This window comes from Cupriavidus pauculus, assembly GCF_008801835.1.
Classification (GTDB): domain Bacteria; phylum Pseudomonadota; class Gammaproteobacteria; order Burkholderiales; family Burkholderiaceae; genus Cupriavidus; species Cupriavidus pauculus.
This window is the reverse complement of sequence record NZ_VZOW01000022.1, coordinates 50,067-72,330: the sequence shown is the minus strand read 5'-3', so window position 1 is coordinate 72,330 and position 22,264 is coordinate 50,067. Positions and strand designations below refer to the sequence as shown.

Genomic DNA, 22,264 nt, shown 5'->3' with positions numbered 1-22,264 from the left:
CATTGATCGAGGCCCATGATTTCCGCCAGGCTTGCGCCGGGCGCATGCGTGGCGTGGCCGCTACAAAACAAACCCTTCCCGCACGCGACCGCAACGCCGCCGCAACCTATTCGGCGGGCGCGCCCGGTTGCAGATCGACGCGGATATTGTGCTTGTGCATCAACCGGTACAGCGTCACGCGCGACACGTTCAATTCGCGCGCGGCCGGCACCACATGGAAGCCATGACTGGCCATCACCGTGCGAATCGCCTCGCGCTCCGCTTCTTCACGGATTGCATCGAGCGTCTTGCGCGGGACTTCCACGCCACCATGCAACTGGAGATCTTCGGCCGTGATCTTGCGGTTGTCAGTCATCACGATGGCGCGCCGCACGCGATTGATCAACTTGCGCACGTTGCCCGGCCACGTGTATTGCATCATCGCCTGCGTCGCGCACGCCGAGAATCCGCGGATGCGCCGGTGCGCCTCGTGGCCGTGCTCGGTCAGCACGGCGTTGGCCAGCAGCAGGATGTCCTCGCCGCGCTCGCGCAGCGGCGGGATCGCCAGCGTGAGCACACAGAGCCGGTGAAACAGGTCGGGACGAAAACGCCCATCGCCCTGCGCCGCGATCAGGTCCACGTGCGTCGCCGAGATGATGCGCAGGTCCAGCGGAATGGATTGATGACCGCCCAGCCGCGTGATGGTGCCCTGCTGCAGGAAGCGCAACAGCGCCACCTGGCTTTCGAGCGGCAGGTCGCCGATTTCATCGAGAAACAGCGTGCCGCCCTGCGCCTGTTCGATCCAGCCGATCTTGCGCTGGTTGGCGCCGGTGAACGCGCCTTTCTCGTAACCGAACAGTTCCGACTGCACCAGGTGCGATGGAATGGCGCCGCAGTTGATCGCCACGAACGGACCCTTGCGGCGGCTCGACGCCTCGTGGATGGCCTGCGCCGCGAGTTCCTTGCCGGTGCCCGATTCGCCCGAGATAAAGACGGGCGCCTCGTTGTGCGCGACCTTGGCCAGCGAGCGGAACATGGCGCGCATCAGCGCACATTCGCCGATCATCGGTCCGCGCGCGGTGGGCGCCTCGGGCAGGCGCGCGCCGTGCAGACTTGCCATGCCATGCGCGTGCTTGAGCGTATAGAGCAGTTCGTCGAACGAGAACGGCGTGCGCACGTAGTCGACGCAGTAGTCGCGGATCAGGCGGCGCACGCGGTCGTCCTCGAGCATCGCCGTCGACGTGATCGCCACCCACATCACATGCAGATGCTGCAGGCCCTGCTCTAGCTGATTCAGTTCGGCCTCGCCGTATGGCGTCTGCAGGTCGAGAATGCCGGCCATCGGGGCGCTGCCGCGCACCACGCGTTCCAGGTCTCGCACCTGTTGCACGCGGCGGATCTCCCATCCCGATCCAAACTGGCTGGCGTTGAATCCAAAATCCTCATAGCGCGACACGAGCACGATTTGTGCGGAGCGTGCGGGCGCCTTGCACAATCGGTCCATGACGTTCTCCCTGACGTTGGGCTTCTTGTTGGTAACGGCGCCCGGCTCCGCACATGCGGATGCGGGCCACCGGGCCCGCTCGGGTTCCGCTGTCTGCGCGGTCCGACCCGCGCGCAACGTCTGGTGGATCACGATCTGGACAGACTGCGAGACGGTTGTTCAACCACCGCAAGTGCTTCGCGGCTGCCGTAGAGCTCGTCGCGGATGCGCCGACGCACCATGTCTTTTTCGCGCATCAGCTCGACGCTCGGTGCCTCGGGCTTCTGTCCGGAATACTGGTAGTAGAGCGCCTTGTAGGTAAGCTGGCTGATGATCCATTCCTGCAACAGCGCACGCTGACGCGTCAGTTCTTCGGCCTGCAGCCGATGGCGTTGCAGCAGCCGTTCCACCGCGGCGCGCGTGCGGGGCGACACTTCCGTGTCTTCGGCCAGCACGTTGACTACGTCGGTCACGGCGTAATCGTCTTGCGCGTCGTGCATCGCGACGGCTGCGGCAGCTTCTCCCAAAGCGGCCAAGACGCGATGTCCCGACTGATTGGCGGATTCTGTGATGGGCCCGATGGCGGGACGCCGGATTTCTCCTGCGGTCATGATCTGTTCCCCGTTGAACAACATCCCCCGGCACTACACGTTCGCTATTACCACTGTCTCTGCTTTTGGATTCGAGCTGTATTGTCCGGCGCACGTGCGTTCCGTGCGCTCTGTGTTTTGTGGTGGCGAAGCCGCCCTTGCGCAGGACGGTCTGTTCTTTGGCGGGTCGCCTTCTGTCGTCGCCTTTGCGTTCCGCGGGCTGGTCTGGCCGTCGATCGGCGCGTTGTCGAAGCGGCGCAACGCCCTGCTATCCCGGAGTCAACAAAGGGCGCTAGTGCGCGCCCTCAAAATTTTGCCACGCCTGTAGTTCAGTGCATTTCACCCCTTTTGTCCAGCCCGGAATGTTCGCTTTCAGCCAAGTCTCATACTTTTGTATGAGACTTGGAAAGCGCCCAGGGACCGGAGCGCTAGGTTAATGAGTACTTACATTTTGCGCAGAAACGGGTACGCCTTGGATTCTCGTCGTCGCGTTTCATACGCAGAAACGGGTACGCACGAGATCGGCGCCGGCGACGAATGGCATCGTTTTCATTTTGAATGTTTGAAGCGGCCCGGCCCATGAAAAAAGGGACGGTATGCCACGCCGTCCCTGGTTGTTTCATGAAGCGGATTCGTCAGCGACCGGCGCCGCGCCCCGCCGACCACTCAGTGACCGGGCAGGTAATAGAACTTGAACAGGAACACCACCGCGATGATCCACGCCATGAGCGGCACTTCGCGCGCGCGTCCCGTCAGCAATTTCAGCAGCGCGTAGGAAATGAAACCGAAGGCCACGCCGTTGGCCACCGAATACGTGAACGGCATGCCCAGCGCGGTCAGCACCGCGGGCACCACTTCGGTCACGTCATTCCAGTCGATATCCACCAGTTCGCGCAGCATCAGGCAGGACACGTACAGCAAGGCCGGCGCCGTGGCGTAGGCCGGCACCGTTCCCGCCAGCGGCGCAATGAACAGGCAGGCCAGGAACAGCACGGCGACCGTCACGGCGGTCAGGCCGGTGCGGCCGCCGGCCTGCACACCCGATGCGCTTTCGATATAGGCGGTGGTGGACGATGTGCCCAGCAGCGACCCGGCCATGATGGCCGTGCTGTCGGCCATCAGCGCCTTGTTCAGGCGATCCATCTTGCCGGCCTTGAGCAGCCCGGCGCGGTTGGCCACGCCCATCAGCGTGCCCGTGGCATCGAACAGTTCGACAAGAAAGAACACCAGCACCACGTTGACGATGCCGATGGATAGCGCCGCCGAGATATCGAGCTTAAATAATGTGGGGGAGATCGAGGGCGGCATCGACACGACGCCGTGGAACTGATTGCCCGCGAAGACGAAACTCAGGATCGTCGTAAGCAGGATGCCGATCAGGATTGCGCCTTTCACCTTGAGGCGGTCCAGCGCGACAATCGCGAAAAATCCGATGATGGCGAGCACCGCGGGCGGCTGGTGCAGGTCTCCGATGGTGACCAGCGTGACCGGATTGCCCGCGATGATGCCGGCGCTGTGCAATGCGATGATCGCCAGAAACAGTCCAATGCCCGCAGTGATGGCGCCGCGAATCGCCTGTGGAATGCCCTTGACGATCGCTTCACGCACGCGGAACAGCGTGACCAGCAGGAACAGGCAGCCGGAGATGAAGACCGCGCCCAGCGCGGCTTGCCACGGCAGGCCCATTCCCTTGACCACGGTATAGGCAAAGTAGGCGTTCAGCCCCATGCCGGGCGCCATGGCGATCGGATAGTTCGCGTAGAAGCCCATGATCAGCGTGCCGATTGCGGCAGCCAGGCAGGTGGCCACGAACACGGCATCCTTCGGCACACCCGCATCGCCGAGGATGCTGGGATTGACGAAGATGATGTAGGCCATCGTCAGGAAAGTCGTGACGCCGGCAAGAATTTCCGTGCGCACATTGGTGTCGTGCTCGCGCAAGCGGAACACCCGCTCGACGAAGTTTTGGTTGGCGCCCGGGTGCACGCGGGCGGACGCGGATGGGCCGTCAGGGCGTTGAGCCGGATCGGGCAAAGTCATGGCTGGAGTCTCCAGTGGTTGGCGGTGCGGGCGGTCTTCTGACAAGTGGATGCCGCTGCGCTCCCACCGACATTTCGTAAGAAGGCGGGATCATCCCACAGGCGATATGCGCAGACCAGTCCACGTTGGGGGAATTCCCTGCCTTGACTCGGATCGCATTCCCCCGTATAAATCTCCGCCAGATTCAAGCGACGAGGCAACAGTTCATTCGTTAGCCACCGTCTTGGTACTTCGGTTGTCCATGGTGTCCTTTCCTTGAGTTGGCAGTACGGTGGTGAATGCACCATCGGTTTCTTTTTTCTTTTATTTGGAAAGCAATACCATGCAAACCGGTATCGTAAAGTGGTTCAACGACGCCAAGGGCTTTGGCTTTATCAAGCCGGACGCCGGCGGTGATGACCTGTTCGCGCACTTCTCGGAAGTTCGCGTTGAGGGCTTCAAGTCGCTGCAAGAAAATCAGCGCGTGCAGTTCGAAGTCAAGAACGGCCCGAAGGGTCTGCAAGCCGCGAACATTTCGCCGGTGTAAAGACCTGGCTCCCGGCACGTCTGCATGACGTGCCGCGACGCTACAAAAACCCGCCCTCACCGGCGGGTTTTTTTTCGTCTGGTTGGAGGTGGGGGCGCGCCGAGGGGCGTTCCCTACGCTTTTCCCGCTCCGTTTCCCCCCGCTTATCCCAGCGCTTTCGCCCGGGGTTTTCCTTCGCTTTTTCCTACGCTTTTTTCCTTCGCTTTCCTGTCGTTTTTCGGTTCCCGTTCTTCTGGATTTCCCCGCGCAGCCATTCCCGCCGTCCGCTCATGTCCATGCGGTTTGCGGGCTCCCCCCAACCGCGCCTCGCAAATCGACGCAGAAACGGGTACGCATCGCCTTCGTGCGGCGCTGCGACAACGCCTCTGGAGCCGATTTGGCACGCAGAAATAGGTACGCTTGGGGGCGCGTCCGCGGCGGCGCAGCAATCTGCTGTGACTCAGGCGGCCGCAGAAATGGGTACGCCCCGAGCCGTTTTTGCCTCCCAATGCAGATGGGCCAGCGCCCTCGAGTCGACTTATCCCGCGCGATATTTAGGCATACCGGTTATCCCCGCAGAAACGAGTACGCAAGCCGCGCGGCGCACGTATACGTAGCGAGCCACGCGACCACGGCGCAGAAACGGGTACGGTAGTTAACCGGGTTGGCGCGCAGAAATAGGTACGCTATGCAGCGGACCGATAGTGGCCCGGGAATTTTCACCTCTCGGTATACATCCAGCGCACGCAGAACTGGGTACGCCTGAATTTGGAAACCGATTTCCAGGCGCGGGTCGAAAGTTGGTGCTTGCTTAGGGCAGGCGCACGCGTATACGTGGGCGCCGATCTCGACGTGACATCCACGACCGCACACGCGGCGCAGAAACGGGTACGGCTGGCTGAAGCCCGCTGTCCTGTGGGCGCGCAGAATTGGGTACGCCGCGAGGTTCGCTGCGGTGTACCGGACACTTCGCAGAAACAGGTACGCCGCAGAAATGGGTACGTTTACGGGGGATTCGGGCGTTCAAGCCATTTTCCGCAGAATCGGGTACGGTTTGGGGGCTTTGTGACGCAGAAATAGGTACGCATCGGCGCGGCGCAGCCGCTGCCAATGGTTTCTCCGTACCTGTTTCTGCGTGGATAAGGGGCCTGCGGCAAGCCCGTGAACGCTTTACGGCATGTGATCGATGCCGCTTTGAGCTACCTTGCGCAGAATCGGGTACGCCTGGAGCCCGTCCGGCTGTGGAAAAGCCTGTGGAATCCGTGAGTTATCCCCGCAGATCAGGGTTCGCCGCCGTCGCTGAAACGGGTTCGGTCTGTCGCAGATTCAGGTTCGGCCGGTCGCAGAAACGGGTACGTTTGCGCGCAGAATCGGGTACGGCGAGGGGTAAGAAGTCCTTTCAAATCAATGGCGCGATCGCTCCGTATACGGTTTACGAGTAGTTAACCCGTATCGGTATCGTTTACTTGTAGTGGATGTGCCGCCAACCGTGGACAACCCCACAGGGTTGCCCACCGTATGGCAGCCATCTCGCCAATCGCCGGAAATACCGGCCATCAACACAATCGGCTTGCAAGAAAAAGACATCGGGCGGCCAGCCACGGCGCGGGCCAGAACGCAAGTCGGCAGCAAGCACGCGCTGACAACCGCGCAGAAATAGCCGAAAGCACGTATACGTACCCGTTTCTGCGTGACAACGTATACGTGATCGCGTAAAAAGGCGGGTAATCCGAAACCCATGCATATGCCGATCAAACGCTCTATGGCCATCGAGGAGGATCGCTCTGCCCCGGAAGGGGACACGGAGCCGTCTCGCATCATCGTTCCCGGCAACGAGAACGTCCTCGTCCCATCCGAGAAATTCCAGCGCCTCTTCGACGAAGCCCAGGCGATGGAACGGGAAGACGCCTGGCAAAGCGGGGAAGTCGGCTTCCTTAGCCGCGCAAGCGTACAGGTGACGCTGCCCTATCGCGCGCCCAAGGGTGCGCCGCCGGTCTGGACGCGCACCAGCGGAAACATTTCGTTGATGATTCAGCCTGGCTACTTCACGCAGCAGCGTTCCGAACGCGCGTCGAACGGGCGCCAGAAGCTGGTATCCGAAACGGTATCGCTGGGTTATCCCTACGGCTCCTATCCGCGTCTGATGCTGGCCTGGATCGGCAAGGAGATCATGGCCAAGAAAAAGCGCGGCGAGTTCACTGGAACGGTCGAGGACCGTCGTATCTCGCTGGGCAATTCCTTGTCCGAGTTCATGTACAACCTTGGCATTCCGATGGCCACTGGCGGCAAGCGGGGGACGATGACGCTCGTTCGCCAGCAGATGATCCGTCTGTTCTCGGCCACGATTGCCATCGTGCAGAACAAATCGACGCCAGTGCCCAACCAGGCGCCCAATCACGAGCCGCTTTCGATTGATCGTGTGGGCTATCTGCTGGCCGATCAGCTCTCGACGTGGTGGGACCCTATGCAACCGGGCCAGGGTTCGATGTTCGAGAGCTTTGTGGTGTTGTCCGAGCCGTTCTTCAACGAGCTTGTGAATCGGCCGGTGCCTGTGGATATGCGCGCGCTGAAGGCACTCAAGCAGTCGCCTTTCGCCCTGGACGTGTATTCGTGGCTGACCTACCGCTTCTTCACGATCCAGCGCCGCACCGAGATCCCCTGGGAAGCGCTGCAGATGCAGTTCGGCACCGAAACCGAGAGTGAACGCAAGTTCCGCGCGCTGTTCCGCAAGGCGCTCAAAGACGTGCTGGTCGTTTATCCGGGCGCCAAGGTCGATGCCGATTCCTCGAAGGCGCTGATCCTGCAGCCGTCCCGTACCAGCGTGCGCAAGCTGGGCTGACGCCGCGGCGGCGCCGAGTGTGGGCGGATAACAAAAAAGGCAAGCACGATGCTTGCCTTTTTCGCTCTACCGGTCAGTCAGCCTGCAGACAGCCCGGAGATATCGGTGGTTCGCTTCAGGCCGGCTTGATGGCCGAAGCTTGCAGACCCTTCGGGCCCTGCTTCACTTCGAACGTCACGCGCTGACCATCCTTCAGGGTCTTGAAGCCCGAACCCTGAATCTCGGAGAAGTGGGCGAACAGATCCGCACCGCCATCATCCGGAGTAATGAAGCCGAAACCCTTGGTCTCGTTGAACCACTTGACCGTACCGGTTGCCATAAGAATTTCCTTTCGAAGCAAGTTCGTTTACACAACGCAAACAACCGTTCAAGCACGCTGAAGTCTCGTAGATACCGAACGGAAGCCAACGAGGTTGACACGACTTGACTCGACTGTAGCGGGCATCATAACCACATTGTGTTGCGGTGTCATGTGCGGCGTAATGCGCACTGCTCTTACTTTAGGCGCTTTCTCTACCGCTTTTCAAGAAGAAGAATCCCGCAATAGCCCACGCGTTGGAATCTGGCCGCTCCTGCACTGGGCAGCCCTCCGTAGGGCGATGTTTTACATCAATTTGAATTTTAAAAAATGAGTTGTAGCGCACGGTCGATTTGGCTAAAGTTTCGCCTTAACTGAACATCATCATTCGCGCTTTCAGCGCTGAAAGTGAGGCCGTAGTGGCAGCAAAAATCATCACCGTTTTCAACCAGAAGGGCGGCTGCGGGAAGACTACCGTCAGCATGCATCTGGCTGGCACGCTTGGCCTGCGGGGCGCGCGCTCGATGCTGGTGGATATGGACGAACAGGGCACGGCTACGCGCTGGGCTGCGCAGGCCACCGACGACCGCCCATTTCCTGCTTCGGTCATCGGGCTGGCGCCGTCCGGAGGCGCCATGCACCGCGAAGTCCGCAAGTTTGTGAACGACTACGATTACATCCTGGTCGACTGCCCGCCCGCGGTGCACTCCGCCGCGCCGTCCAGTGCGCTGCTCATCTCCGATCTGGCGATTATTCCCGTCGTGCCCTCGCCGCCAGACCTTTGGGCGGCTGTCGCGGCCAAGACGCTGGCGCAGCACGCCCAGGTGCAAAACGAAACGCTACAGATCCGCGTCATGGCCAATATGGTCCAACGACGGGTGTCCATCGCGCGTCAGGCGATCGAGATTCTGGGCGACGACGGCGACGTGCCCTTGCTGAACTCGATGATTGGGTCTCGCTCGGCGTTCCGCGAATGCCAGGCCATCGGCTGCACCGTGCACGGCGTGCCGGGCGCGCGCGAGGCCATCCAGGAGGTGGACATGATGGTGGATGAAGTGCTGTCCTTGATTGAGTAATACGAATGGCAACGAAATTGAAAAGCCTGAAGGCTGGCATGTTGGCCGGCATGGCCGCGGAAAAGACCCGCAACGACGCCCTGGACCGCTTTGCGCGCGCCGAAGCTGCGCTGTCGGAACATCCAAACGGGCTGCTGCAGAACCAGCGGAACGGCCAGGCAGTCGGCACTTTCAGCGCTGAAAGTGGCGCTGCGGCGGAGCAGGGCCGCCAGTTGATCCGCATCCCGCTCACGCAACTGCACGACAACCCGTTCAATGCGCGCCGGATCTACGACCCCGCCGTGGTACAGGAACGAGCCGCTTCGATCGCCACGCATGGCCAAAAGACGCCGGGTCTGGCGGCACCGGATCCCACGCGGCCGGGGCACTACATCCTGATCGACGGGCACTATCGCAAGCGCGCTTTGGCTTCGGCCGGCAAGCTCGATATGGAATGCTTTATCGAGGACGATCTCAGCGACCTCGATTTCTACCGACTGTCGTTCCTGCTGAACGAACAGCGCTCCGATCAGTCGGCGCTCGACAACGCCATCGCCTGGCGGCAGCTGCTGGACGAAGGCAAGGTGCTCAAGGAAGAGGACATTTGCGAACTCACGGGCATGTCGGCGGGCACGGTCAACAAGACGCTCGCGCTGCTCAAACTGCCGGAATCGGTGATCGCGGTGATGCGAGAACGGCCGAGCGCCATCGGCATCGCGGCCGGCTACGAACTGACGTTGTACTGCAAGATCGCCGGCGAAGACCGCACCCGTGATCTGGCCACGCGGATCATGAACGATGGGCTCTCCAGCCGCGAAGTCGAAGCGATCCGCAAACAGGCCCAGGACGGCAAATCACGCAAGGTCAAGGAAATCAGCCGGCAATACAAGATCCGAACGGAATCGGGCCAGCTGCTTGGCACGATCAAGGAGTGGGACTCGGGGCGCGTGATGCTGGACGTGCAATTGTCCGATCGCAACGCACGCGAAGATCTTGTGGAAGTTCTCAAGTCGCGCTTTGGGCTCGACAAGACCCTGATCTAGCCGTGACCACCGGCGCCCTATCCCGGCGCCGACCCGGTCGACGGAGCACCAGCGCGCTTGAGCATGCCGGGGGTGAACGCGCTGGGCACATCCGCGTGCAGCGATGCGAAACGCCGCCAGCTTGCGCGCAACAACTGATCCAGACCGCTGGCCGCATAGCCGGCTGTTGCGCGCAAGCGCTTGGCCCGTCCCCGCCGCGTGTCGGGAAATCCCGCCGGCGCCAGCAACGCGGTATCGCCGCGCCAATGCGCGACATGGCGATCCCAGGCGACACCGCGATCATTCCAATGCGCGCAAAGCGCGGTCCAGACATCGCCCGACAGCGCGATCTCCTCTTCGGACGACGCACGCTCGCCAGCTGGACTTAACCGCCATCCATCATCCGTCGCTTCCACATGCGCAAGCGTCAGCAACGGCAGCGTGGCGATGCAAACACCATGACGCGCTACCAATAGCGCCGCCGCCAATGCGGCGCGCTGGCGAGGAGAGCCGTCGTTTCCATCGTCGGCCAGCCACATCAGAAAACGTTCGATAGCCTGCGATTCGCTCGCAGCATTGGGTACGCTTTGCGCCAAATCCGATGATTCTCCGCCCATCGACGCGCCCCCTGCCGCGCCGAGCGCCGCGATCGATTCTCCGACATCCGGCTCGCCAAAACGCCGTGCAGCCCGGCCTCGCCTGACCGGACCTTCGGCGCGAATCGTCCGCAGCAGGCTGCGAACGACCCTCAACGCTGCGTCGCAGGAACTGGATCGAAGCGGACCTTCGAAAGGCCGCCAGTGCTCGCGATCTCGCGCGCTCGACGGCCCGCACCAGAACGCCGCTGGTTGCGGATTGGCAAGGAAAGACTGGTACGCGAGCAAATCGTCGGCCGTCAGACTTCGTAGCGATCGTCGCTGCCGCGTGGCCCACAGCACCAGCCGCTCCGCCTCTCGGCGGTAGCTTTTCCAGGTATTCAGGCTGGATTGCCTGCACCCCAGCCACCCCTGCACAAGCGCCAGATCCGCCGCCAACTCTACTTCCCATACCGCCGTGCCCGACGGCGGCTGCATCAGCTCGAATGGCAGCGGCTGCCGCATGGAAGGCGATAAAGGGGCGGCATAAAGTGGCTTAATATCCACTATTCGTGACGGGGAAACTACATACGGGCGCACTTCCGTGCCGAGCTGCGGCTGTTGCTGTCGCAGCCAACGCAAAATCGTCTCCGCCGACTGCATCCCGACGCGGGGCACATGCCGCCACCAACTGGTGCCCCGTCGGTTCGCCAGCGCCACCAGGTCGGCAATGGTGCGAATGTTGGCGGCGACCAGACGCCGCGCCAGATTCGGCCCGAACCACAGCGACACCTGATGTGTTGGCAGCGGGCGCCCCTGCCCGAGTTGTTCGATCGACGACAACGCGTCGACCCGACGGGTGATGCCGCTGTCGGACCGCCCGCGAAGCGCCTCGAACATCTCGGCGATGTCGGGCCGATCGTGCTGGAGCGCAAACTGCACCAGCCGGTCGCGCAGTGCCAGGATCCGCTGCACCGCCTGATGCTCGGTCAGCACGTCGTCGTCGTCGGGATCGACAAGGTAGCGATTGGCGATATCGACGGGGCGCATGCCCTGCGCATAGGCACGCACGACGGCAAATTCCGTCCGGGTCAGCTTGGTCGCGGCAAGGGTATCGCGCTCGTCGGCCATCGATATAAAGTGCTTAGAAAATTACTTCGTCCAGGACGTGCGCCTCGCGCAACGCGACTACCCCGATCAAAAGCGGCGCCCGGCAGGCCCGTTTGGCGCAACGTCCGCGCCACATGCCGCCTGTACGTAAGTGACTGAATTACAACCGAAAAAAATGTCGCTCGATCTCAACCGGCCGGTTCTGCATATCCAAATGCAATGTAAATTATTTTGTAATCGTGCCGCACGCGGAGCATACCACCGACGCACGCGCCCGCAAATGCCTATCCGGGCGAGTTTGGGGCAAATTGGCCACAGAAGGGCGAACTGGGTCGGAGCCGAAGGGCACCGTTCGGCGGCCGATCGCGATGCAATGACCTCCACCGGCCAGTTGCGTCGCAACCCTCGGGGTGCCTGCCGCGCTGTTCCTATCCCTGTGACCAGACTTAAAGCCGACCTCACCCGGGCTGGTCGACCGAGCAAATCTCAAACCGCGCAAATCCCTCGTATGCGCTTTCCCTCCAAAACCAACGGATATCACGCCGCCGAATAACCCTGCCGTATTCGCGCCGACGTTCAGCCGGCACGCCGTCGCCGCCGCTGACGGCCTTTCACCGATCCATGCGCGACACACAGGCCCGTCACCGCCCCCAATTAGTCGCCTCCGAGGCAACCCCGGAGCCGTCCCTGCATCGCAGCCCAGAGCACGTCCCAACTGCTCTCCACCTAATGCCGACCAACCAAAATGATCGACGGCACGCCGCATCGCAGGCAATCAAGCAAACGAATGTTGAAGCCGTTTTGAGCCTGCCCGTCATTCATCCCTTCAAGTGTCCCGACTGCGCCCACATTATTCGCGCCACTTTCGAGAGGGTCGAAGTGCCAGGCCCCGCCGTCGTCATCACTGTGCGCTCAGATGTCGCTCCGATCCGCAATCAGGGCTAAATTGGCACGCCAATCCGGGCAAATGCATCGATGTGTATCGGTCTTTCTGGCGCATTGATTTAAAAGGAAATTTATACGCAGCATTGAGTACGCTCCGCAAATTTTCCGGCGCACTCGGCACCTGTTCTCCGGGCTGGTGGCGAATGGTCGCCGACGCGCAACGCGTATACGTATACGGCGTATACGCCATATCGCCCCTTGCCCATGGGACGCTCGGACCCGCGGCACTGCCGCGTGGACACCGCATTTTCCGGATCATTCGTCGGAAGACTTTTTGATGCATTCTGTTCGAAATCATTACTCATCTACTGAATAAGTCGAAACGATCTCCACCTGCATCATCAACACCGAAAATGGCTTCCCAATTTTCGCCACGAATTTGCCGCGCGCGGTGCGACGACCGTAGCGACAACCTCGACTACCTTTGCGATAGTCTCTGCGTCCGACGTCCCCGCCACGCAGACGCGCGTTTATATCTTTTCACAGCGCTGTATTGACCGAGCCGATACCATCGTCTTGGCGCAGGCAACGTGCGCCCATCGCCGCTGGGAGCAGTTGGATGATTGCCAGGCGGTCGACCTTGCCGGTCGCCGCCGCGCAGGGGACACGATCAGCGGCTGGGCCGTAGGAGCGAACATGCAGATCAAGAAAGTGAGCGATGTGGAAGCTGGGGGTGGCAGTGCATGTTTTCAGGACGACGTGTCGGACGGAATGGTGCTGGTTGTCGACGACGACACCGGCATGCAAAACGCGTTGTCCAATCTGTTTCGCTCGGTCGGCCTTGCCGTAGAGTTGTTCGAGTCCGGCGAAGACCTGCTGGCGCGCGGGCTGCCCGATCTGCCCAGCTGCATCGTGCTCGACGTGCGACTGCGCGGCGACAACGGGCTCGCCCTTCAGACGCGCCTCGGGCGTGCCGGCGTCCATGTGCCGATCATCTTCCTGTCGGGCTACGGCGATGTGCGCATGACGGCCGCCGCGATGAAAGCCGGCGCACTCAATTTCATCGCCAAGCCGTTCCGCGACCAGGATCTGCTTGATGCAGTGAACGAAGCCTTGCAGCGCGACCGTGCGCGGCGCCGCACTGTGTCGAAAGAGCAGGCGCTGCATGACCGCTTTGCCGCGCTTACCGTGCGCGAGCAGGAAGTCATGCAGTTGCTGGTGCGCGGTCTGATGAACAAGCAGGTGGCCGATGTGCTCGGCATCAGCATGGCCACGGTCAAGATCTATCGCGGCCAGGCCATGCGCAAGATGCAGGCGCGCACCTTTGCCGACATGGTGCTGATGGCAGTCGAACTCGGCCTCTGCAAATTCGAAAGCTGACCGCCGGCCCAACCCGCCCCCTTCGCCTACAAATCCCGGCGCCAGCAACGCGCCGGTCTTCACGCAAGGATCGCTCGATCCCCAACGTCAGCCCCGCGCAATCCTCCGCGCAATCCTCCGCTGCACCCCTCCCGCATCCCCCGCCACACATCCCCTGCCACACATCGCTCCGCGCACCCGCCGCCGCATGGCCGCGCCCGTGTGAATTCTTGTAAAACGCCGGGCCGCCGATGTTCGCCGCAAGCCGCAGGACCGTGTGCGGCGGTCAATATGCGGCACTTGGCGTAGCGCACTTAGACCTTGAGCGTATGGCGCAGCGCGTGGCGCGCCACTACGCTACAGCGCTGTCGACTCACGCCGTTTGCGACACCGATGCCTGTCCTTCGCACTGCAAGCGCGGACCGGTCTCGTCTTGCGCGGCGTGGTGCCGTCAGCAAGCGTCCCGGCGACGACATCCGTCGCCGTCGCCCATCTGCGGGCCGCGCCGCGATCCGGTGCGCTCAGGCGCGATCCGCCCCCCGCCCAACCGCTGTTCCCAGGAGCCTCACCATGTCCAATCCCAAGCTCGAAGTGCTGACCCCGCAAAACAGCCAGCTGATCATCATCGACCATCAGCCGCAGATGGCCTTCGGCGTGCAGTCGATGGATCGTCAGGCGTTGAAGAACAACGTCGTCGGCCTCGCCAAGGCCGCCAAGATCTTCAATGTGCCGACCACCATCACGACGGTCGAAAGCGAGTCGTTCTCTGGCTACACCTATCCCGAAATCCTCGACGTCTTCCCGAATGCCAAGACGCTCGAGCGCACGTCGATGAATTCGTGGGACGACCAGAAGGTGCGCGATGCACTGGCCGCCAACGGTCGCAAGAAGGTCGTGGTGGCCGGCCTGTGGACCGAGGTGTGTAACACCACGTTTGCGCTGTGCGCGATGCTCGAAGGCGACTACGAGATCTACATGGTGGCCGATGCGTCGGGCGGTACGTCCAAGGAAGCCCACGACTACGCGATGCAACGCATGGTGCAGGCGGGCGTGGTGCCGGTGACGTGGCAGCAGGTGCTGCTGGAATGGCAGCGCGACTGGGCCCATCGCGATACGTATGACGCCGTGATGAAGCTGGTCAAGGAACACTCGGGCGCCTACGGCATGGGTGTCGACTATGCCTACACGATGGTGCACAAGGCCGCGCAGCGCACGGCTACCCCGCACGAATCGATCGCCCCGGTCGCAGCGCGCTGATCCGGCCTGGTCGAATCCAGCGCGGGCGGTGTCGCTCGCATCGCCCGCGCCGGGGTCCGGCAGCGGGCGATTGCCGCTTCCCTGCTCGCCGCCGAACGGCCGCGCCGACGCTGGAACGACACCATCAAACGCCAACTGCCCGACAGCGGCGACCGGGCATGCAGCAATGTTGAAAAATTTTGATTGAAATGTACAGCATGGGTGCGGCAAGAACCTCATGCCGATCATTAAAGTTCGGTCCATCGACAGCGTTCGCAGCCGCAGCAGCCCAGCCAGCGCCGCCTGGATCGATATATCAAACAAACTGAATAAATTCTTGCCGGAGAGCCTCATGTCGAATACCGCCCCTCAAGCCCAATCCGAACAACTCGACGCCTCGCGCCGCAAGCTGCTGGTCGGCAGCACGCTGGGCGCTGCTGCCGCATCGGTGGCATCGATGGCCGCGCTTACGCCGGCCGCGGCCGATGCCGCCACTGCTGCAAATCGCGCTGCGGCGGGCCGCCACGGCAGCCAAGGCCATTACGTGACCACCCGCGACGGCACGCGCATCTTCTACAAGGACTGGGGCTCGGGCCGTCCGGTGGTGTTCTCGCATGGCTGGCCGCTCGACGCCGACGCCTGGGACGCGCAAATGCTGTTCCTGGTGCAGAAGGGCTTCCGCGTAATCGCGCACGATCGCCGCGGGCATGGCCGCTCGGACCAGCCGGCCACGGGCAACAACATGGACACCTACGCCGACGATCTGGCGGCCGTGCTCGATGCGCTCGACATCCGGGGCGCCACGCTGGTTGGCCACTCCACCGGCGGCGGCGAAGTGGCGCGCTATATCGGTCGCCACGGCACCGCGCGCGTCGCCAAGGCCGTGCTGATCGGCGCCGTGCCGCCGACCATGGCCAAGAGCGCCGCCTATCCGAATGGCCTGCCGCTCGAAGTGTTCGACAACATCCGCCGCGGCGTTGCCGAGAACCGCTCGCAGTTTTACAAGGATCTGGCCGTGCCGTTCTTCGGCTTTAACCGCCCCAACGCCAAGCCTTCCCAAGGCACCATCGACGCGTTCTGGCTGCAGGGCATGGCCGGTGGCGTGCTGGGCCAGTATCTGTGCATCAAGGAATTCTCGGAAGTGGACTACACCGAAGACCTGAAGAAGATCACGGTGCCCACGCTGATCCTGCATGGCGACGACGACCAGATCGTGCCGATCGACAACTCGGCCCGGCTGTCCGCCAAAATCGTGAAGAACGCCACGCTCAAGGTATATCCCGGCGCATCGCACGGGATGTGTGTCATCAATGCCGATCAGGTCAACGCCGACCTGCTGGCTTTCCTGAACGCCTAAGCCGCGCCACGCCCATGTCAGTTTCCCGCCGGCAATTTATCGCCTCGGCTGCCGCGTTGGGCGCGGCCGCCTCTTCGGAGCTTTTCGCCATGTCATCGAACCCGACTCCAGACCTCATCCTCGTCAACGGCAAGTTCGCCACGCTGGACCGCGCCAATCCTCAGGCCGAGGCCGTGGCGATCCAGGATGGCCGCTTCATCACCGTGGGCACGCGCGACGAGGTCATGAAGCTTGCGACGCCCACGACGCGCGTGATCGACCTGAATGGCCGGCGCGCCATTCCCGGGCTGATCGACAGCCACATGCACATCATCCGCGGCGGCCTGAACTACAACATGGAGCTGCGCTGGGACGGCGTGCGCTCGCTGGCCGACGCGATGCGCATGTTGAAGGATCAGGTGGCGCGCACGCCCGCGCCGCAATGGGTGCGCGTGGTGGGCGGCTTCACGGAGCACCAGTTCGCCGAGAAGCGCCTGCCGACCATCGAGGAACTGAACGCCGTGGCGCCCGATACGCCCGTCTTCATCCTGCACCTGTACGACCGCGCGATCCTGAACGGCGCCGCGCTGCGCGCGGTGGGCTACACCAAGGACACGCCGAACCCGCCGGGCGGCGAGATCATCCGCGACAAGACGGGTAATCCCACCGGCCTGCTGCTGGCCAAGCCCAACGCGACGATCCTGTACGCGACGCTGGCCAAGGGACCGAAGCTGCCGCCCGAGTATCAGAAGAATTCGACGCGCCATTTCATGCGCGAGGTGAACCGCCTTGGCGTGACCGGCGTGATCGATGCCGGCGGCGGTTATCAGAACTATCCCGAGGACTACAACATCATCGAGGAGCTGCACAAGGACGGCCAGCTCACGGTGCGCCTGGCCTACAACCTGTTCACGCAGAAGCCCAAGGAAGAACTGGCCGACTTCAAGACCTGGACTTCCACCGTCAAGCCGGGCCAGGGCGACGACCTGTATCGCCACAACGGCGCGGGCGAAATGCTGGTCTACACCGCGGCCGACTTCGAGGACTTCCGCGTCGAGCGTCCCGACATGCCGCCGTCGATGGAGTCCGATCTCGAACCGGTGATTCGCCTGCTGGCCGAAAAGCGCTGGCCCTGGCGCCTGCATGCCACCTATGACGAGACGATTTCGCGCGCACTCGATGTCTACGAGAAGGTGGCCAAGGATGTGCCGTTCAACGGCCTGAACTGGTTCTTCGACCACGCCGAAACCATTTCCGATCGCAATATCGACCGCATCGCCGCGCTGGGCGGCGGCATCGCGGTGCAGCACCGCATGGCGTACCAGGGCGAATACTTCGTCGAGCGCTACGGCGCCAAGGCCGCCGAGGCCACGCCGCCGATCAAGAAGATGCTGGAAAAGGGCGTCAAGGTGGGCGCGGGCACCGACGCCACGCGCGTCGCCTCGTACAACCCGTGGGTGTCGCTGTACTGGCTCACCACCGGCAAGACCGTGGGTGGCTTGTCGATGTATCCGCAGGCCAACCTGATCGATCGCGAAACGGCGCTGCGCCTGTGGACCGAGGCCAATACGTGGTTCTCGTCCGAAGAGGGCAAGAAGGGCCAGATCAAGGCCGGACAACTGGCCGATCTGGCGGTGCTGTCGGCCGATTACTTCAGCGTGCCCGGCGACGACATCCAGGACATCACGTCGGTGATGACCGTGCTCGGCGGCAAGGTGGTCTACGGCGACAGCGAGTTCGGCAAGCACTCGCCCGAGATTCCGCCCGCGATGCCGGACTGGTCGCCCGCGCGCCACGGCAGCCGCTATCAGCCGCGCCCGAACGCACAGGCCCGTGCGCTGGCGCTGAACACCGCGTGCGGCTGCGCCAGCTCGTGCGGCGTCCATGGCCACGCGCATGCCAAGGCGTGGACGTCCAACGCGCCGACTTCGGACGAAAGCACCTTCTGGGGCGCGCTCGGCTGTTCGTGCTGGGCATTCTGAGCGTGTGACGGCTGGCGTGCGGCTCGCCTCGCGCCGCACGCCAGCCATTCTCGCCGTGCATCGATACCGGAGATCCGCCATGCATTCTTCCTCTTCCCCGCTGGCCACGGCCGGCACGCCCTCGCACCGCCTGCCGGGCTGGCTGCACTGGATCGCGCTGCTGCTGCTCTGCGCGGCCTATCTGCAGGGCGGACTCGTCAAGCTGTTCGACTTTTCCGGTGCGGTGGCCGAGATGCAGCACTTCGGCCTGTCGCCTGCCATGCCGCTGGCCGCCGCGACCATCGCGCTGGAACTGCTGGCCTCGGCAATGATCCTGTTCGGCGTGTATCGCTGGCTGGGCGCGCTGGCGCTGGCCGTGTTCACGTTGGGCGCCACGTTCCTGGCCAATCGTTTCTGGAGTGCGCCGCCGGAAGCTGCATTCATGATGGCCAACTCGTTTTTCGAACACCTGGGTCTGGTCGGCGGTTTCCTGCTGGTGGCCTGGCATGACCTGCGGAACCGGCCATGACGCAGCCCGCGTCGCTTGGCGCCAAGCCCGCCGTCGGCACGTTCGCGCCGCTTGCGCAGCCCACCTTCGCGGTGCTGTGGGTGGCGACGATTCTCGGCAACGTCGGCAGCTTCATGCGCGATGTGGCCAGCGCGTGGCTCGCCACGGACCTGTCCTCGTCGCCCGCCGCAGTCGCCACGATCCAGGCCGCGGCCACGCTGCCGGTGTTCCTGCTGGCGATCCCGGCCGGCGTGCTGTCGGACATCCTGGACCGCCGCCGCTTCCTGATCGTGATCCAGATCGCGCTGGCCGGCGTGAGCGGCACGCTGGCGGTGCTGGCGTGGCAACAGGGGCTGACCATCGAGATCCTGATCGGCCTGGCTTTCCTGGGCGGGATCGGCGCGGCGATGATGGGCCCCACGTGGCAGTCGATCGTGCCCGAGCTGGTGCCGGCCAACACCCTGCGTCAGGCCGTGGCGCTCAACGCGCTCGGCGTCAATATCGCGCGGGCCATCGGTCCCGCCACGGGCGGCCTGCTGCTTGCCGCGTTCGGTGCATCGGTCACCTACGGCGTCGATCTGGTGAGCTATCTGTTCGTGATCGCCGCGCTGTTGTGGTGGAAGCGCCCGGCGCAGGCGGCCGATCCGCTGCGCGAGCATTTCTTCAGCGCGTTTCGCGCGGGGCTGCGCTTCACACGCGCTCATAGCAAGCTGCATGTCGTGCTGGCGCGCGCCGCCGTGCATTTTGCCTTCGGCAGCAGCGTATGGGCGCTGCTGCCGCTGGTGGCGCGCCAACTGCTGCACGGCGGCGCCGGCCTCTACGGCGTGCTGCTGGGCGCAGTGGGAGCGGGCGCGATCGTCGGCGCGCTGACCATGCCGCGGCTGCAGAAAAGGCTCGATGCCGATGGACTGGTGTTGCTGTCTGCCATCGTCACGGCGATCGTGATGGCAGCGCTGTCGATCGCGCCGCCGGTGTGGCTGGCATTGCCACTGCTGTTGCTGTTGGGCGCGGCGTGGATCACGGCGCTGACCACGCTGGGCGGTGCGGCGCAGGCCATCCTGCCCAACTGGGTGCGAGGCCGCGCGCTGGCGGTGTACCAGATGGTGTTCAACGGCGCGCTGGCCGGCGGCAGCCTGTTGTGGGGCTTTGTCGCGCAGGCCATGGGCACGCCGCATGCGCTGCTGATCGCCGCCGCTGGACTGGTGATCGCTGCGCTGCTGCTAAATCGCCTGCGCCTGCCGCGCGGCGAGGAAGACCTGGGTCCGGCCGGTCACTGGCCCGAGCCCGAAATGGCCGCCGAGATCGCGCACGATCGCGGGCCCGTGATGATCCTGATCGAGTACTGCATCCCGCCGGCCAATCGCGATGCGTTCCTGCGCGCGGTGCACAAGCTTTCCGAAGAGCGCCTGCGCGACGGCGCCTTTAACTGGGGTGTGATGGAGGATCCGGCCAATCCGGAATTGCTGACCGAATGGTTCCTGGTGGAATCGTGGGCCGAGCACTTGCGCCAGCACCGGCGCGTGCCCAACGCCGACGCCGACCTGCAGCGCGACGTGGCGCGCTATCACGTCGCCACCGAGCCCCCGCGCGTGCGTCATCTGCTTGGCGTGGGATTTCCCGCCGGGCGTAGCTGAAGCTGCGCCGCCGCAAGTGTGTCGCGCCTGCCGCGCGGCGAAAAAAGTGTTTTACGTCTCAGGAGTATCGAACATGAAGATCTATCTTGTTTCTCTCGGCGCCGGCGTGTTCGTCGGCATCATCTACGCGCTGATGCAGGTTCGTTCGCCCGCGCCGCCGGCGGTGGCGCTGATCGGTCTGCTGGGCATGCTGATCGGCGAACAGGTGGTACCGCCGATCAAGCGCATGATCGCTGGCGAGCCGGTCACGGTGGCATGGTTCCATTCGGAATGCGTGCCGAAGATCACCGGTACGCCGGGCCCGACGCTGGTCGCCAAAAAGGACGAGAAGCACGATGCGGCGCAGTGACGTGCTCGCGCGCCTGCGCATGGCCATGCCGCTGGCGATACTGCCCGCGTGCTGCGCGGCGCCCGCCGCCTTCGCGCAAAGTTCCGTCACGATCTATGGCCGCCTGAACACCGCCATCGAGTATGCGTCGGCCAATACCGCCACCGACGGCACGCGCCTGGGTGGCGTGGCGCGCATGACCAACTATCGATCGGTGTGGGGCCTGCGCGGCGAGGAAGGACTGGGCGGCAGCCTCAAGGCGCTGTGGCAGATCGAAAGCAATCTGTCGATCGACAACGGCCAGGGCGGCATCGCCACGCGCAATTCGCGCATCGGGCTGCAAGGCGATTATGGGCTGCTGTTCATGGGGCACTGGCACACGCCGTACACGGAAGCGACGATGGCCTACGACCCCTACTATCCGACCACCGCCGGCTACATGGCGCTGATCGGCAATGGGTCGACGTCCAGCTCGGACAACGTGCAGGACACCAGTTCGTTCGATCGCCGCCAGAAGAACATCGTGCAATACCGCTCGCCGCAGCTGGCCGGCGTGAGCGTCTGGCTGGGCTGGGGCCTGCCCGAGGAAAAGACCACGGTGGCGCGCAACCCCGCGTTGTATTCGGCGGCGTTGGTCTATGACCGCGGGCCGCTCAATGCGACCGTCGCCTATGAAATCCATCAGCATTACCAGGCGGCCGGGCGCAACGACGACGCGCTGAAATTCGGCGTGGCCTACCAGCTGTTTGCCGGCACGCGCATCTCGGCGCTCTACGAGCATCTGCATTACCGCACCGATACGGGCGACCTGCAGCGCAACGGCTATTACGCATCGCTGGTGCAGCAGCTGGGGCCGGGCAGCGTGCGCGTGGGTTTTGCGTTCGCGGCCAACGGCACCGGCTCTTCCACCGACACCATCGGCTTCTTCCGCAGCGGCGCGCAAACTGGCGCCACGCAATTCACCGTCGGGTACGACTATCCGCTATCGAAGCGGACCGCGCTGTTTGCGTTCTACAGCCGCATCAACAACCAGCGCAACGCGGTCTACGATTTCGCGATCAACGAACTGGGCATCAAAGCCGGCGCGGATCCGCAGACCTTTGCACTGGGCATGCGGCACAACTTCTAAACCGGTACGGCAAGCGCGCGCATCGTCCGCCTGATGCGCGCGCCCAGCCCGATTGAAGTTTTTCAGATCGATCCGGGTCCGTGCCGAAGCATTGCCCAGACCGCTTGCAAAGCGGATCGACCCCATTTTTGTTGCTATGCAACATAGCGATTTCGGGGTCACTTTGTGGTGAATCGAACGCCCGTTCGCGTACTGGCGGGCATTTGCCATACATCTGCCCCGACATTGCCATACAACCAAGGGAAAACCCGCCGCACTGCACCATACCCTTGCATTCACACGGTGATCTTCCTATCCTCAAAACCAGAATTAGATTTAATTTTGATCTGACTTCAAACGTATCTAACGCGTTACATACGCAAACGGGGCGGTCGAACATCCTCCGAGGGAGG

18 protein-coding genes are annotated in these 22,264 nt (G+C 63.2%); 13 read left to right on the top strand and 5 right to left on the bottom strand.

Translation table 11 applies throughout. From position 1 onward, the window contains the following. Window positions 1–106 precede the first annotated feature (106 nt). Window positions 107–1,483, bottom strand: coding sequence for a sigma-54 dependent transcriptional regulator (locus F7R19_RS20410; protein WP_150981803.1), 1,377 nt, complete (start codon window positions 1,481–1,483; stop codon window positions 107–109). 128 nt (window positions 1,484–1,611) lie between these two features. Beyond that, on the bottom strand, window positions 1,612–2,073 hold the full coding sequence (locus F7R19_RS20405) for a hypothetical protein (RefSeq protein ID WP_061955649.1): 462 nt from the start codon (window positions 2,071–2,073) through the stop codon (window positions 1,612–1,614). A 13-nt stretch (window positions 2,074–2,086) separates the two neighbouring features. Here F7R19_RS20405 and F7R19_RS20400 point away from each other — a divergent pair, with 13 nt between their 5' ends. Next, the gene (locus tag F7R19_RS20400; protein ID WP_150981802.1) at window positions 2,087–2,380 is read left to right on the top strand and encodes a hypothetical protein; all 294 of its coding nucleotides are present in this window, start codon (window positions 2,087–2,089) and stop codon (window positions 2,378–2,380) included. A gap of 338 nt (window positions 2,381–2,718) precedes the next feature. Here F7R19_RS20400 and F7R19_RS20395 read toward each other — a convergent pair whose 3' ends face one another. Further along, window positions 2,719–4,092, bottom strand: coding sequence for an NCS2 family permease (locus F7R19_RS20395; RefSeq protein WP_150981801.1), 1,374 nt, complete (start codon window positions 4,090–4,092; stop codon window positions 2,719–2,721). Window positions 4,093–4,414: 322 nt separating this feature from the next. On the opposite strand from F7R19_RS20395, the gene F7R19_RS20390 reads away from it, so the two are divergent. Together F7R19_RS20390 and F7R19_RS20385 are read left to right on the top strand one after the other, a co-directional pair. Further along, window positions 4,415–4,618: a cold-shock protein gene (locus tag F7R19_RS20390; protein WP_061955744.1), complete on the top strand. Its 204-nt coding sequence runs from the start codon at window positions 4,415–4,417 to the stop codon at window positions 4,616–4,618. Window positions 4,619–6,341: 1,723 nt separating this feature from the next. Next, window positions 6,342–7,436: a replication protein RepA gene (locus F7R19_RS20385; RefSeq protein WP_061955642.1), complete on the top strand. Its 1,095-nt coding sequence runs from the start codon at window positions 6,342–6,344 to the stop codon at window positions 7,434–7,436. A 115-nt stretch (window positions 7,437–7,551) separates the two neighbouring features. Here the strand turns inward: F7R19_RS20385 and F7R19_RS20380 are convergent, their stop codons facing one another. After that, window positions 7,552–7,755 (bottom strand): cold-shock protein, encoded by a 204-nt coding sequence (locus F7R19_RS20380; RefSeq protein ID WP_006159056.1) that lies wholly within the window; start codon window positions 7,753–7,755, stop codon window positions 7,552–7,554. Between the two features lie 398 nt (window positions 7,756–8,153). On the opposite strand from F7R19_RS20380, the gene F7R19_RS20375 reads away from it, so the two are divergent. Further along, entirely contained in the window at window positions 8,154–8,810 is a 657-nt protein-coding gene (locus tag F7R19_RS20375) for an AAA family ATPase (RefSeq protein ID WP_061955640.1), read from the top strand. 5 nt (window positions 8,811–8,815) lie between these two features. Then, window positions 8,816–9,832 carry a ParB/RepB/Spo0J family partition protein gene (locus tag F7R19_RS20370; RefSeq protein ID WP_150981800.1) on the top strand — a complete coding sequence of 339 codons (1,017 nt, stop codon included), beginning with the start codon at window positions 8,816–8,818 and terminating at the stop codon, window positions 9,830–9,832. 17 nt (window positions 9,833–9,849) lie between these two features. Here the strand turns inward: F7R19_RS20370 and F7R19_RS20365 are convergent, their stop codons facing one another. Further along, window positions 9,850–11,517: a phage integrase family protein gene (locus F7R19_RS20365; RefSeq protein WP_150981799.1), complete on the bottom strand. Its 1,668-nt coding sequence runs from the start codon at window positions 11,515–11,517 to the stop codon at window positions 9,850–9,852. Window positions 11,518–13,083: 1,566 nt separating this feature from the next. Between F7R19_RS20365 and F7R19_RS20360 the strand changes: the two genes are divergently transcribed. From F7R19_RS20360 to F7R19_RS20325, 8 genes are all read left to right on the top strand, one after another. Then, window positions 13,084–13,761 (top strand): response regulator transcription factor, encoded by a 678-nt coding sequence (locus tag F7R19_RS20360; RefSeq protein WP_407648941.1) that lies wholly within the window; start codon window positions 13,084–13,086, stop codon window positions 13,759–13,761. 549 nt (window positions 13,762–14,310) lie between these two features. After that, a complete protein-coding gene (locus F7R19_RS20355) occupies window positions 14,311–14,997 on the top strand; it encodes a hydrolase (RefSeq protein WP_061955634.1) in 687 nt (228 codons plus the stop codon). A gap of 331 nt (window positions 14,998–15,328) precedes the next feature. Then, window positions 15,329–16,333: an alpha/beta fold hydrolase gene (locus F7R19_RS20350; RefSeq protein WP_150981798.1), complete on the top strand. Its 1,005-nt coding sequence runs from the start codon at window positions 15,329–15,331 to the stop codon at window positions 16,331–16,333. A gap of 89 nt (window positions 16,334–16,422) precedes the next feature. After that, a complete protein-coding gene (locus tag F7R19_RS20345; RefSeq protein WP_150981797.1) occupies window positions 16,423–18,294 on the top strand; it encodes an amidohydrolase in 1,872 nt (623 codons plus the stop codon). Between the two features lie 79 nt (window positions 18,295–18,373). After that, the gene (locus tag F7R19_RS20340) at window positions 18,374–18,802 is read left to right on the top strand and encodes a DoxX family protein (protein ID WP_061955629.1); all 429 of its coding nucleotides are present in this window, start codon (window positions 18,374–18,376) and stop codon (window positions 18,800–18,802) included. Next, window positions 18,799–20,415, top strand: a complete 1,617-nt coding sequence (locus tag F7R19_RS20335) for an MFS transporter (RefSeq protein WP_150981796.1) — start codon at window positions 18,799–18,801, stop codon at window positions 20,413–20,415. The genes F7R19_RS20340 and F7R19_RS20335 overlap by 4 nt, the downstream gene beginning before the upstream one ends. A 73-nt stretch (window positions 20,416–20,488) precedes the next feature. After that, the gene (locus F7R19_RS20330) at window positions 20,489–20,764 is read left to right on the top strand and encodes a XapX domain-containing protein (protein ID WP_061955625.1); all 276 of its coding nucleotides are present in this window, start codon (window positions 20,489–20,491) and stop codon (window positions 20,762–20,764) included. 19 nt (window positions 20,765–20,783) lie between these two features. Then, window positions 20,784–21,872 (top strand): porin, encoded by a 1,089-nt coding sequence (locus F7R19_RS20325; RefSeq protein WP_061955623.1) that lies wholly within the window; start codon window positions 20,784–20,786, stop codon window positions 21,870–21,872. Window positions 21,873–22,264: the final 392 nt, after the last annotated feature.